The sequence below is a fragment of the Patulibacter brassicae genome, assembly GCF_033949425.1.
GTDB lineage: Bacteria > Actinomycetota > Thermoleophilia > Solirubrobacterales > Solirubrobacteraceae > Patulibacter > Patulibacter brassicae.
On sequence record NZ_JAXAVX010000013.1, the window covers coordinates 26,406 to 39,686 of the forward strand.

Consider the following 13,281-nt stretch of genomic DNA (forward strand, 5'->3'; position numbering starts at 1 on the left):
AACGGCGCGGCTGGGCATCGTGTAGCTGGCCCCGCCGTGACGGCGGCCCGCACGTCCTGGCTGGTTGGCCAGCCTGGACGGACGCCGCGTCTGGTCAAGGTGTACGGTTCCTGTCATCCGATCGTGCCGGCGGGTGCCGGCTGGACCACAGGAGCGCAGCAATGGCCACCGACGCACTCGTCTACGACGCGATCCGCACGCCACGCGGCAAGGGCAAGGCCAACGGGTCCCTCCACGCGACGAAGCCGGTCGACCTCGTCGTCGGCCTCGTCCACGAGACCCTGGCCCGCAACGCGAGCCTCGATCCCAGCGGCATCGACGACATCGTGCTTGGCTGCGTCTCCCCGATCGGCGATCAGGGCGCCGACATCGCGAAGACCGCCGCGATCAAGGCCGGCCTGCCGAACACGGTGGCGGGCGTGCAGCTGAACCGCTTCTGCGCGTCGGGCCTGGAGGCCGTGAACACCGCGGCGCAGAAGGTCGCCTCGGGCCTCGGCGACGACCTGATCCTCTGCGGCGGCGTGGAGTCGATGTCGCGGGTGCCGATGGGCTCCGACGGCGGCGCGCTCTTCCACGACGTCGAGTTCGGCTACGACAACTACTTCGTGCCACAGGGCATCGGCGCCGACCTCATCGCGACCGTCGAGGGCTGGAGCCGCGACGACGTCGACGCGTTCGCCGTCCGCTCGCAGGAGCGCGCCGCGGCCGCCGAGGACGCCGGCTACTTCAAGGACTCCGTCATCCCGGTGAAGGACCTCAACGACCAGGTCGTCCTGGACCACGATGAGTTCATCCGCCGCGGCACGACCGCCGAGACGCTGGGCAAGCTCAAGCCGTCGTTCGCCGCGATGGGCGAGATGGGCGGCTTCGACGCCGTCGCGCTGCAGAAGTACCACTGGGTCGAGGAGATCGACCACGTCCACCACGCCGGCAACAGCTCCGGCATCGTCGACGGCGCCTCGCTGCTCGTCGTCGGCAACGAGGAGGCCGGCAAGCGCCACGGCCTGACCCCACGCGCCCGCGTGCTGGCGACCGCCGTCTCGGGCGACGACCCGACGATCATGCTCACCGCGCCGGGCCCGGCGTCGAAGAAGGCCCTGGCCAAGGCGGGGCTCAAGGCCTCCGACCTCGACCTCGTCGAGATCAACGAGGCGTTCGCGTCGGTCGCGATGCGGCTCATCCGCGACCTCGACATCGACCCGGAGATCACGAACGTCAACGGCGGCGCGATCGCCATGGGCCATCCGCTCGGCGCGACCGGCGGCATGATCCTCGGCACGCTCATCGACGAGCTGCACCGCCGCGGCAAGCGCTACGGCCTGGCGACGCTCTGCGTCGGCGGCGGCATGGGCATCGCGACCGTCGTCGAGGCGATCTGAGCGGCTCCCGCCCTCGGAACGAGCACGGAACGGAAGACCCGATGAGCTTCACGAGCACCATCCGCTGGGAGTCGCTGGAGGGTGGCGTCGTCCACCTGATCCTCGACGACCCCAACCAGTCGGCGAACACGATGAACGCCGACTTCATGGCCTCGCTGCGCGAGACCGTCGACCGCCTGGAGGCCAGGAAGGACCAGATCACGGGCGTCGTCGTCTCCTCGGCGAAGAAGACGTTCTTCGCCGGCGGCGACCTCAACGACCTGCGGGCCGCCGGCCCCGAGGCGATCGTCGAGATGGCCGCCCGGATCGACGGCATGAAGGGCGACCTGCGGCGCCTCGAGACGCTCGGCAAGCCGGTCGTCTCGATCATCGACGGCGCCGCGCTCGGCGGTGGCCTGGAGATCGCGCTGGCGACGCACCGCCGGATCGTCGTCGACAGCCCGAAGATCCAGATCGGCCTGCCCGAGGTCTCCCTCGGCCTGCTGCCCGGCGCCGGCGGCATCGTCCGGACGGTCCGCCTGCTCGGCCTGACGAACGCGCTGATGCAGGTCCTGCTCCAGGGCCAGCGCCACCGTCCGGGCAAGGCGAAGGAGATCGGCCTCGTCGACGAGCTCGTCGCGAGCCCCGACGACCTCCTCCCCGCCGCCCTGAAGTGGATCGGCGAGCACGCGGAGGCGGCCCAGCCGTGGGACGTCAAGGGCTACAAGATCCCCGGTGGGGCGCCGTCCTCGCCGAAGATCGCCGCCAACCTGCCGGCGCTGCCCGCGACGCTGCGCAAGCAGCTCAAGGGCGCGAACATGCCGGCGCCGCGCAACATCATGGCCGCCGCGATCGAGGGCGCCCAGGTCGACGTCGACAACGCGCTGAAGATCGAATCGCGGTACTTCATCGACCTCGCCGGCGGGCAGGTCGCGAAGAACATGATCCAGGCGTTCTTCTTCGACATGCAGGCCGCCGGCGCGCGCGACAAGAGCCGCGAGCCGTGGAAGGCGACGAAGGTCGTCGTGCTCGGCGCGGGCATGATGGGCGCCGCGATCGCGTACGTGTGCGCGAAGGCCGGCATCGAGGTCGTCCTGAAGGACGTCTCCCTCGAGGCCGCGCAGAAGGGCAAGGCCTACAGCGAGAAGCTCGTCGCGAAGGGCGTCGAGCGCGGCAAGGTGACGCAGGAGAAGGGCGACGCCCTGTTGGCGCGGATCCTGCCGACGGAGAAGCCGGAGGACGCCGCCGGCGCCGACGCGGTGATCGAGGCCGTGTTCGAGGATCCGGCGCTGAAGGCGAAGGTCTTCGCCGAGATCGAGCCGCACCTCGCGCCCGACGCGCTGCTGGGCTCGAACACCTCGACGCTGCCGATCACCGGTCTCGCCGAGGGCGTCAGCCGCCCGACCGACTTCATCGGCCTGCACTTCTTCAGCCCCGTCGACAAGATGCCGCTGCTGGAGATCATCAAGGGCGAGCAGACGAGCGACGAGACGCTCGCGCGGGCGCTGGACCTCGCGCGCCAGATCGCCAAGACGCCGATCGTCGTCAACGACAGCCGCGGGTTCTTCACGAGCCGCGTCATCGGCACGTTCCTCTACGAGGGCATGAACGAGCTCGCCGAGGGCGTGCCCGCGGCCTCCGTCGAGCAGGCCGCCCGCCAGGCCGGCTACCCGGCGCCGATCCTGCAGCTCATGGACGAGCTGACGCTGACGCTCTTCCGCAAGGTCCGCGACGAGACGGTCGCCGCGATCGAGGCCGAGGGCGGCACGTTCGACAACGAGCCGGCCTTCGCGGTGCTCGACAAGATGGTCGACGAGCTCGGCCGGCCCGGACGCGCGGGCGGCGCGGGCTTCTACGACTACGACGAGGCCGGCAAGCGCGGCAAGCTCTGGCCGGGCCTCGCTGACGCGTTCGGCGCCGTCCACAGCGACAGCAACCCGGCGGCGCAGATCCCGCTGAAGGACCTCACGGAGCGGATGCTCTTCCGCGAGGCGCTCGAGACGGTGAAGTGCGTCGACGAGGGGGTGCTGGAGAGCGTCGCCGACGCGAACGTCGGCTCGATCCTCGGCATCGGCTTCCCGGCCTGGACCGGCGGGGTGCTGCAGTACATCAACGGCTACCCGCACCCGGCGTCGACGACGGAGGCCGCGGGCACCGAGGTCGGCCCGAAGGCGTTCGTCGCCCGCGCCCGCGAGCTCGCCGAGCAGTACGGCGAGCGGTTCGAGCCGCCGGCGTCGCTCGTCGCCGCCGCCGAGGCGAACGAGCCCTACGCCGATCCGCTGAAGGCCGCCGCCACGGCCTGACGCGGCGAGCGCCGGCCCTCGGGGCTCGGCCAGGAGCTTCCACCAGGTGGGAGCATCTGACCGAGCCCCGACGGCGACGGTCGCCGGCGGAGCCCCGAGACGATGACCGGTCCCGCCGATCGCCCCGACCACCTCGCGGAGCTCGCGCGGCGCCGGGCCGCGCTCGACGACGCCGGACGACCGGACGCGGTCGCCAAGCAGCACGCCCGCGGGCGCCTGACGGCGCGCGAGCGGATCGCCCGCCTGGCGGACCCGGCTGGGCCGTCGGCGTCGGGCGTCGCCCCGGCAGGCGCGACGCCCGGTCCCGCGTTCGCGGAGCTCGGCGCGTTCGCCACCCCGGGGGAGGCGCAGCCCGGCGGCGGGACCCTCGACGGTCCCGGCGACGGCGTCGTCACCGGCGCGGCGTGGGTCGACGGGCGCGCGGTGATGGTCGCCTCGTTCGACTTCACCGTCCTGGGCGGCAGCAACGGCACCGTCGGGATGGCGAAGATCGGCCGGCTGATCGATCGCGCCCAGCGGGACCTCCTGCCGCTCGTCCTGCTCTGCGACGGCGGCGGGCACCGGATGCAGGAGGGCCTCGACGCGCGCCACGCCGCGCTCGGCTCGCCGATCCTCCAGCGGCTCGTCGACCTGTCGGGCCTCGTGCCGATCGTCGTGGCGATGATGGGCCCCGGCTTCGGCGTCTCGACGACCTTCGCCGCGCTGGCCGACCTCGTCGTGGTCGTCCGCGGTCAGGGACTGATCGGGATGGCCAGCGCGCCGTTCGTGGCAGCCGCGACCGGCGAGCGGCTGACGAACGAGGAGCTGGCCGGCGCCGACGCACAGGCCGCCAACGGGATCGTCGACCTCGTCGCCGGCGACGAGGGGGAGGCGCTGGACGCGATCCGCGCGTTCCTCGGGTACCTGCCGTCGCACGCCGACGGCGACCTGCCGTTCACGGCCGGCCCGGTCGCTCCGGATCCCGACGCCGCGGCCGCGCTCGACGGGGTCGTGCCGGCGGATCCGCGCCGCGCCTACGACGTGCGCGACGTCGTCGCCGGGATCGCCGACGCGGACACCGTGCTCGAGCTGCGCGAGGTGGCGGCACCGAACCTCGTCACCGCGCTCGTGCGCCTGGAGGGCCGGCCGGTCGGCGTGGTGGCCAACCAGCCGCGCCACCTCGGCGGCGCGCTCGACAGCGGCGCGTGCGAGAAGGCGGCGCACCTCGTCGCGCTCTGCGACGCGTTCGGCCTGCCCGTCGTCGTGCTCATCGACCTGCCGGGATTCCTCGTCGGCCGCGAGGCGGAGCGCAGCCAGCTCGCGCGCCGCAGCGGCCGGCTCATGCTCGAGCTCGGCCAGGCGACGGTGCCGCTGCTGACCGTCGCGCTGCGCAAGGGCTACGGCGCGGCCTACATCGCGATGGGCGGCGGGCGCAGCAACGACGCCGACCTCGCGCTCGCGTGGCCGACCGCCGAGCTCTGTGCGATGCCGATCGAGAACGCCGTCGACATCGCCTATCGCCGCGAGGTCGAGGCGGCGCAGGACCCGGCCGCGCACCGTGCCGCGCTCGTCGAGCGGTTCCGGCAGAACGTCGACCCGTACCGCGCCGCGAGCGGCTTCGGGATCGACGACGTCGTCGCGCCGTCGGCGACCCGCCCGCTGCTCGTCGACGCCCTGCGCCGCGCCCAGCGCCGCCGCCCGCCGCGCGTGCCGGGCAAGCGCCGGACGATCTCCCCGATCTGATGATCGACGTGCGACCCACCGACGCGGTCGAGGTCGGCGGACGCCGGATCCGGCTGCCGCGGACTGCGTCGACCGTCGGTTCCGGCGCCGCCGGGGCGCTCGAGGAGGGGACGCGGGTGACCGTCACGCCGCGCGACGGCGCGCCGGTCGACGAGGCGACGGCGCTCGCGGTGGCCGTCGTGGCCGCGGAGGCCGCAGGCGCCACGGTCCGCGTCGCGGCGCCGCGGGCGTAGAGTGCCGGCCATGACGACACGGCGTCTGCACGAGGTGTCCGTCTCCGGTGTGCGCTCGCCGGTGCTCGAGCAGGGGCCGGAGGACGCCGATGAGGCGATCGTCCTGCTGCACGGCAACCCCGGGGCGCTGGCGGACTGGGACGACCTGCTCGGTCGGCTGCCGGAGGGCGCGCGGGTCGTCGCGCCGGAGATGCCGGGCTTCGGCGACGCCGATGCGCCGCGCGACTTCGCCTACACCGTCGCGGGCTACGCGGACCACCTCGGCGGGATCCTCGACGCCGTCGGGGTGCGGCGCGCGCACCTCGTGCTGCACGACTTCGGAGGCCCGTGGGGCCTGCACTGGGCGGCGTACCACCCGGAGCGCGTCGCGAGCCTCGTGCTGATGAACACCGGGGTGCTCGTCGACTACCGCTGGCACCACTTCGCGAAGGTCTGGCGGACGCCGGTCCTCGGGGAGCTGGCGATGGCGCTGAGCAACCGGCCGCTGCTGACGCGGGTCCTGGGGCACGAGAACCCGCGCCTGAGCGCCGAGCACCTCGACCGGATCTACGACCAGCTCGTCGGACCGGGGACGAAGCGCGCCGTCCTGCGCCTCTACCGCGCCACCGGGCCCCACTGGCTCGCGGCCGAGCGCGACCTCCTGCGGGCGCTCGACGTGCCGGTCCTCGTCGCCTGGGGCGACGCGGACCGCTACCTCCCCGACGTCCAGATCGAGCGCCAGCGGCAGACCTTCCCGCAGGCGCGCATCGTGCGCTTCCCCGGCCTCGGGCACTGGTGCTTCCTCGAGGACCCCGAGCAGGTCGCCGGGGCGCTGGTGCCGTTCCTGGACGAGCAGCTCGCCGGCGCCGCCGACCCGGCCTGACCGGCCGAGGCGACGGGCGGCCGCGCCACGACGGACGGATCCGCCGGGGGCGCCTGACCCGGCCACGCCACGACGGCGCGACCGGGTCGGGTGCGCGGCTCAGCGCTTGGAGAGCGCGTCGAGCTCGGTGACGACGGGGTCGTTCGTCATCGTCGGGTCGACCTCCGTCTCGGGCGCCTGCCGGCGGAGCAGGTCGCGCAGGCCGGTCGTCGTCGGGGTCGGCGGGTCCGCGGGCAGCCGGGTGTGGTGCTCGGGGTGGTGCGCCTGGTAATCGATCATCGCCTGCACCAGCCGCGGCTCGCTGAAGCGCGGGCCCCAGAACTGGGCGCTGATCGGCAGGCCGACGTTCGACGTCTGCCCGACCGGGAACGACACCATCGGCCACGACAGGTCGTTCGCGATCTGGTTGTAGCGCCGCAGCGGCAGGCCGCCGCTGGCGTTGCTCGGCGAGCGCTTGCCGACCTCCTGGCCGATCGACAGCACGAGGAGGAAGTCGACGCCCTCGTCGTCCAGCGACTTCTGGTACCCGTCGACGAGGGCGTGGCGCCGGCGCTCGCCCTCGTAGCGGGCCTTCGCCGTCACGCCCGCGTTCAGCGCGATCGAGGCGTCGAGCGTCCGCGTGCCGCTCGAGGCGCCACCCGGCACCCGGCCGTACTGCGTGGTGAGCGTCGCCTGGACGTCCGCCGGCTGGGTGGCGGCGAACTCCTTCACCGCCTCGACGTAGCGGATCTCCGTCCGGTTGGACAGGACGACCGCGTTGCGCGGGGTCACCGGGGTGCCGTCGATGGTCTCGAGCACCGCGGGGTTGTTGTAGTACGGGTTCTCGCCGTCGAGGTAGTCCGGCGCAGTCCCGTAGTTCGTGATGTCGAGGCCGCGAATCTCCTTCACCGTCGCGCCGAGCGCCTCCAGCTCGCCGCGCAGCCGGTCGAACGCCGCCTTGTGGTCGGGGTCGTAGAGCGACTGCGGCGACTCCTTCACGACGGTCGTCGTGTCGGTCGAGCCGTCCTGCTTGTACGTCGTCCGGGTGAGCCAGTCGGTCTGCGGGATGCCGATCGTCAGGCCGGTCAGCGGCTTGGACCCCTCGCGCGGGGTCATCGGCAGCTGCGGGAACGGGATCGGCGCGGCCGTCGTCTGCGGGTCGTTCAGCGGGTCCGGGCCGACGAGCGCGTTCATGATGAGGGCGGCGTCGCGTCCGGACCGGCAGAGCGGCCCGAGCACGTCGTAGGTCGCCGACAGCGGCATGACGCCGGCGACCGAGCCGAGACCGAGCGACGGCTTGATCGCCGAGGCGCCGTTGATCGCCGCCGGCCAGATGATCGAGCCGCCGGTCTCCTCGCCGATCGCGGCGGCCGCGAGGCGGTTGATCGGCGCGGCTCCGGAGCCCTGGCTCGAGCCGCCCGGGATGTAGTCCTTGTTCCACCCGTTGCCGGCGAAGTTCCCGGCGATCACGCCCGAGAACGCCGAGCAGATCGTGTGACCGAGGATCACGACGCCCTGATCGCGCAGGCGCTGGACCGCCGTCGCGTTCTCGACGGCGATGTTGCCGGCGAACGCGGCGCTGCCGTTCTTCGCCGGGTGGCCGGCGACGCCGACGGAGTCCTTCACGCCGATCGGGATCCCGCAGAGGTACGGCGCGGGGGCGCCGCCGGCCCGCGCGTCGGCGAGCCAGCGGTCGGCCTCGGCCGCCTGCGCGAGCGCGTCGTCGCGGTGGACGCGCACGAACGTGTTCGTGCCGCCATTGTCGCCGTAGACCTCGAACGGCCCGTTGAAGCGATCGATCCGGTCGAGGTAGGCGTTCGTCAGCGCGACGGAGGTGATCTCGCCCTCCTGCAGCAGGGCGGCGAGCTCGACGACGTCGTGGTCGACGAGCGGCTTGTTCAGCGCCTTGACCGACGCGGCGCTCGGCAGCGGCGGCGCGTCGGCGGCGCGCGGCGTGCGGGCTCGGGTCCGGGCCTTCGGGACGAGCTGGGGCGCGGCCGCGCCGGCCGCCGCCGGCAGCGTCACGCCGGCGGCGCTGCCGATCGCCGTGCCGGCGACGGTGGCGACGCCGGCCCGGCCGAGGAAGCCGCGCCGCGAGTGGCCTGATGCCGGCGCCGCGGCGGCGGCGCGCTCGACGGTCGTCGTCGCGCCGTCGTCCGCGTCGGAGGAGTGGTGGTCGTGCATGGCAGAGGGCTGGTGGTCGAGGTGGCGGGTCACGGGCGCGGGCCGATCACGACGCGCTGGCGGGTGGTGACCGTGCGGCCACCGCTGTAGGTCGTCGCGATGACGACGGTGATCGTCTTGCGGGTGCGGCTCGTGCGCACGGTGCGCAGGCCGGTCTGGCTCGGCGGCAGGAAGAAGACGTTCGCGCCGGCGGTCGCCTTGACGTTGCGAGTCCGCGTGAGCTTCGCGGTCACGAGCTTCGAGCGCCGCCGGCTGAGCTTCTTCACCACGCGCGCCTGGCCGTACGCCTTCACGCGCGCCGGCTCGGCGAGCGTCAGGCGGACGCGGACGCCGCGACGGCGGAAGTTGCTCGGCGCCACGCGCGGCTGGATCTGCATCCGCGGCGGCGACGCCGGGCGGACCTGGCCCGGGGCGACGCCGGTGTCCGGCACCGGGGCGGGACCGACGCCGGTGGGCGGGGCATCGCCGGGATCCAGCGGCGGGTTGACGATCACCGGCGGGTCGGGCGCGCCGGGGCGGACGGTGAGGTCGGTCACGTCGTACGGCAGGACGTACGCGCTGACCTTCCCGGTCCACGGGACGGTGAGGGGCGACTCCTGGACGTAGCCGGGGTCTGCGGGCAGCGCACCGATCGAGCGAGGGGCGCGCCAGCCGACGGTCATGAAGGGCATGGGTCAGTCCTCCTGGGGATCAGCGGGGCCGGTACTCGGCCGGCAGGCCGGCCTCGTGGACGTCGGGGTCGTTGGAGAGCAGCGGGTCGGGGTCGACCTCGACGGCGTCGACCTGCTCCTGGGTGAGCCGCTTGCGTCGCGGGTCGACCGCGATGGCGGGGTCCGGCGGCAGGGTCCGGTGGTACTGCGGGTACGCGGCCTGGTAGTCGATCGCCGCCTGGACGATCTCCCCGTCGCTGAAGCGGGTGCCCCAGAACTGGACCGAGATCGGCAGGCCGTCCGCATCGGTTCCGAACCCGGCGGGGAACGAGATCATCGGCCAGCCGAGCGCGTTGGGCACCTGGTAGTAGGTCCGGTACCGCAGCCCCGTCGTCGAGGCGCCGCGCTTCGTGATCTTCGTCCCGAAGTTCATGACGAGCATGAAGTCGACATCGAAGGCGTCCAGCGCGGCGGCGTAGTTCGCGGCGGTCTGGCGCCGCCGCCGCTCGCCCTCGCGGCGCGCGCCGCTGCTGACGCCGCCGTAGAGGCGGGTGGCGTTCTCGAACGTCGTCTCGCCGTTCGCGGTGCGGCCGTACTGCGCCAGCAGCTTGTCGGCCTGCGACTGCAGCCGGCCGGCCGCGAACTGCCGCACGGCGTCGGCGTACCCGATCTCGTAGAGGTTGGAGTAGCGGACCGCCGAGGACGGGCTGACGTTCGCGCCGTCGACGCGCTCCAGGACGTCCGCCGAGCTGAAGTACGTGTTCAGCGTCGCGTCGCGCATGTCCAGGCCGGGGAAGTCGATGACCCGCGCGCCCAGGGCCTGGAGCTCGCTGCGCACGCGGTTGAAGACCGCGAGGTTGTCGGCGGCGTAGAGCGCCTGGGGCGACGTCCCCGCGCCGCCCGTGCCGGTGAGCCAGTCGGTCTGCGGGACGCCGATCGTGATCCCCGCCAGCGGCTTGGGGCCACCGCGAGGCGCGGCGGGAATGGGCGCCAGCGGCAGCGGCGCGGAGAGCGTCTGCTGGTCGTTCTCCGGATCCGGGCCCATCATCTCGTTCAGCAACAGGGCCGAGTCGCGCATCGAGCGCGAGATCGGGCCGATGACGTCGTGCCCCGGGGTGAGGGGCATGACGCCGGCCGAGGAGACGAGGCCGAGCGACGGCTTGATGCCCGAGGCGCCGTTGGCGGACGAGGGGAAGATGATCGAGCCGCCGGTCTCCTCCCCGATCGCCGCGGCGGAGAGGCGGGCGATCGGCGCGACGCCGGAGCCCTGGCTCGAGCCGCCGGGGAAGTAGTCCTTGTTCCAGGCGTTGCCGGCGAACGTCCCGGTGATCGAGCCGGAGAACGCCGAGCAGATCGTGTGGCCGAGGAAGACGACGCCCGCAGCGCGGAGCTTCGCCATCGCCGGGCCGTCGGCGGTGCCCACGTTGCCCTTGAACGCGTAGGCGCCGTTCTGCGCCGGGCGGCCCTCGAGGCCGATCGAGTCCTTCACGCCGATCGGGACGCCGCAGAGCGGGGACACGGCGGGGCCGCCGCTGCGCGCGGCGGCGAGGCGCTCGTCGGCGGCGCGGGCCTCCGCCAGCGCCTTCGAACGGTCGACCCGGACGAACGCGTTGTAGCCGTCGTTGTCCATGTAGACCTCGAAATCGCCGTTGTAGCGGTCGATCCGATCGAGGTACGCGTTCGTGAGCTCGACCGACGTGATGTCGCCGGCCTGCAGGAGCGCCGCGAGCTCGTTGATCTCGAGGTCGACGAGCGGGACGTCGCGCAGGCGTGCCCGGACGGCGGAGGCCTTCGGCAGGAGCGTCGTGCTCGCCGCCGTCGGATCGGTGGTGGTCGCGGCGGCCGCGGTCGCCGCTCCGATGCCGGTCGTGGCGAGCGCGGCGCCGGCGCCGACGACGCCGGCGCGTCCGAGCAGGCCCCGGCGGCTGACGCCGCGCTCGGCCTCGGTGGTGGGGAGCGGCGCGTCGACCGGATCGACGAGCGGCTCCGTCGTGACGGATGAGTCGTGCATGGGGAGAGGGGGTGTCGCTGGAGGCGCCGGAGACGCCGGAAGGAGCCCGCTGGTCGGTGCGACGACCATCGAACAACGGACAGCCTAGGAACGACGGACGCGACGCAGAATGGCCTGTACGGCGTACGACCGAACCGGCCTTGCGCCATCTGTCCCAATGGTTCGCGGAGCGGTGGCCGCTACCGTGGGCGGCACGCGCAGCCGTGCGCCCGAGCCCGCTCGCGCGCGTCGTCGTCCTGCTCGGTCGACGCGTCCGCGGGCTGCCCGGTGGACGAACGGCCGGGGACTCGGCGAAAGCTCAGCGTCCCGCGGCCGCCGCCGCCGATACTTGCCACAGCCATGTCCGCTGCTCCTCGCTCCGCGCTCCTCCGCCTCGCCGTGATGGGGCTCGTCGTGTTCGGCGCCGCCGGCGCGGCGTTGCTCGTGGCGGCCTCCGCAGGCGCCGAGCGGCGCGCCGACGGTCGGGTCGTCGGGGGCACGACGGCGGCGATCACCGCCCGCCCGTTCCAGGTCGCGCTCTGGAGCCCGAACCACTTCTCGAACCCGTCGCTCAACGTCCCGTCCGTCACCCAGTTCTGCGGCGGCACGATCGTCGCGCCGACGAAGATCGTCACGGCCGCGCACTGCGTCGTGGAGGACGACGGCACCGTCTCCCCGCCGAGCAGCATCGAGGTGCTCGCCGGCACCGCCCGGCTGCCGGACACGCGCACGCCGCCCGCGGGGGCGCGCTCGATCGCGGTCTCGACCGTGGCGGTCCTCTCGTCCTACGACCGGGCGACGACGGCCAACGACGCCGCCGTCCTGACGCTCGCGAGCCCGATCTACGAGGGGGCGCCGACGATCGACGGCGCGACGAGGATCGCGCCGATCGCGCTCGTCGGCACGAACGATCCGACCGGCGCGACGGCCTCCGGGGCGGCGGTCGGCATCAGCGGCTGGGGCGACACGACGGCCCACGTCGGCGACGACACCACCGGGGCGTCCTACCCCCTCGACCTGTACGCGACGACGACGCACGTCGTCGGCTCCGCCGCCTGCCAGCAGGGCTACGGCAGCGCGCTGGTGCCGAGCGTCATGCTCTGCGCGGGCGAGCCCACCGGCGGCGTCGACACCTGCTCGGGCGACAGCGGCGGGCCGCTCACGGCGACCGTCGCCGGCGCGCCGGTGCTCGCCGGCATCGCCAGCTGGGGCAGCGGCTGCGCGCAGGCGGGCTACCCCGGGGTCTACTCGCGCGTGGCGGCGTCGGTGATCGGGACCTTCCTGCGGTCGAGCGCAGGGCTCGACGCGGGTGCGGGCGGCACGACCACCACCACGACCACGACCACGACGCCCGCGACGACGACCACGACCACGACGGCCTCGGCGCCGAGCCCGACGACCACCGCGACGGAGCCCACGGCGCCGCGTCCCGCGACGCCCACGGGTGCCGGCACCGCGCCATCCGGCTCCACGGCGCCCGGCGCCTCCCCGACGAGCACCGTCGATGTCGCCGCGCCGACGGTGCGCGTCGCGAACGTCCTCTGCCGGCGCGGGCGCTGCGCCGTGCGCCTGCGGGTCCTCGACCCGGCGCCGAGCGACGGCATCTCCTCCGTCCGCGGCACCCTGCAGTGGAGCGCCCGCGCGGCGTGCCGGCGCAAGGGTCGAGCCACGACCTGCGTCCGGGCGCGCAGCCGCACGATCCGGGGGACGCTCGTCGGCGGCTCGACCTGGACGATCGCGACGCCGAAGCTCGCCGCGCGCACGCGCTACCGCCTGACGGTCGTCGCGCGCGACGGCACCGGGCGCCGGCAGAAGCGGGCCGTCGCGGTGACGCTCCGCCGCTGAGCGGGGCGGCCGCGCGGCGGGTGGCCAGGGGAAGCCCGGCGCTGAGACGGGGTGGCACCGGACTGCGGGGTGGTCTCGCGTGGCGGGCCGTCTCGGGTCGGGGCCGCGGGACGCCGACGATGGGCGGCCGCACCGGGCCGCGGGCTCCGGCGACG

Annotated in this window: 9 protein-coding genes; 6 read left to right on the forward strand and 3 right to left on the reverse strand. The window is 74.0% G+C overall.

Features of this window, described 5'->3' with window-relative positions; translation table 11 throughout:
• Window positions 1–161 precede the first annotated feature (161 nt).
• From SK069_RS17245 to SK069_RS17265, 5 genes are all read left to right on the forward strand, one after another.
• A complete protein-coding gene (locus SK069_RS17245) occupies window positions 162–1,379 on the forward strand; it encodes an acetyl-CoA C-acetyltransferase (RefSeq protein WP_319955497.1) in 1,218 nt (405 codons plus the stop codon).
• A gap of 41 nt (window positions 1,380–1,420) precedes the next feature.
• Window positions 1,421–3,661, forward strand: coding sequence for a 3-hydroxyacyl-CoA dehydrogenase NAD-binding domain-containing protein (locus tag SK069_RS17250; protein WP_319955498.1), 2,241 nt, complete (start codon window positions 1,421–1,423; stop codon window positions 3,659–3,661).
• 102 nt (window positions 3,662–3,763) lie between these two features.
• Entirely contained in the window at window positions 3,764–5,383 is a 1,620-nt protein-coding gene (locus SK069_RS17255) for an acyl-CoA carboxylase subunit beta (protein WP_319955499.1), read from the forward strand.
• Complete coding sequence (locus SK069_RS17260) at window positions 5,383–5,616, forward strand: hypothetical protein (RefSeq protein WP_319955500.1); 234 nt, start codon at window positions 5,383–5,385, stop codon at window positions 5,614–5,616. Before SK069_RS17255 ends, SK069_RS17260 begins: the two co-directional genes overlap by 1 nt.
• A gap of 10 nt (window positions 5,617–5,626) precedes the next feature.
• A complete protein-coding gene (locus SK069_RS17265) occupies window positions 5,627–6,478 on the forward strand; it encodes an alpha/beta fold hydrolase (protein ID WP_319955501.1) in 852 nt (283 codons plus the stop codon).
• 99 nt (window positions 6,479–6,577) lie between these two features.
• Here the strand turns inward: SK069_RS17265 and SK069_RS17270 are convergent, their stop codons facing one another.
• From SK069_RS17270 to SK069_RS17280, 3 genes are read right to left on the reverse strand one after another with little or no spacing between them, the layout of a single operon-like run.
• On the reverse strand, window positions 6,578–8,674 hold the full coding sequence (locus tag SK069_RS17270; RefSeq protein WP_319955502.1) for an amidase: 2,097 nt from the start codon (window positions 8,672–8,674) through the stop codon (window positions 6,578–6,580).
• Window positions 8,671–9,312: a hypothetical protein gene (locus tag SK069_RS17275; protein WP_319955503.1), complete on the reverse strand. Its 642-nt coding sequence runs from the start codon at window positions 9,310–9,312 to the stop codon at window positions 8,671–8,673. Before SK069_RS17275 ends, SK069_RS17270 begins: the two co-directional genes overlap by 4 nt.
• A 19-nt stretch (window positions 9,313–9,331) precedes the next feature.
• The gene (locus SK069_RS17280) at window positions 9,332–11,302 is read right to left on the reverse strand and encodes an amidase (protein WP_319955504.1); all 1,971 of its coding nucleotides are present in this window, start codon (window positions 11,300–11,302) and stop codon (window positions 9,332–9,334) included.
• A 339-nt stretch (window positions 11,303–11,641) separates the two neighbouring features.
• Here SK069_RS17280 and SK069_RS17285 point away from each other — a divergent pair, with 339 nt between their 5' ends.
• Window positions 11,642–13,126 carry a serine protease gene (locus SK069_RS17285; protein WP_319955505.1) on the forward strand — a complete coding sequence of 495 codons (1,485 nt, stop codon included), beginning with the start codon at window positions 11,642–11,644 and terminating at the stop codon, window positions 13,124–13,126.
• Window positions 13,127–13,281 lie beyond the last annotated feature (155 nt).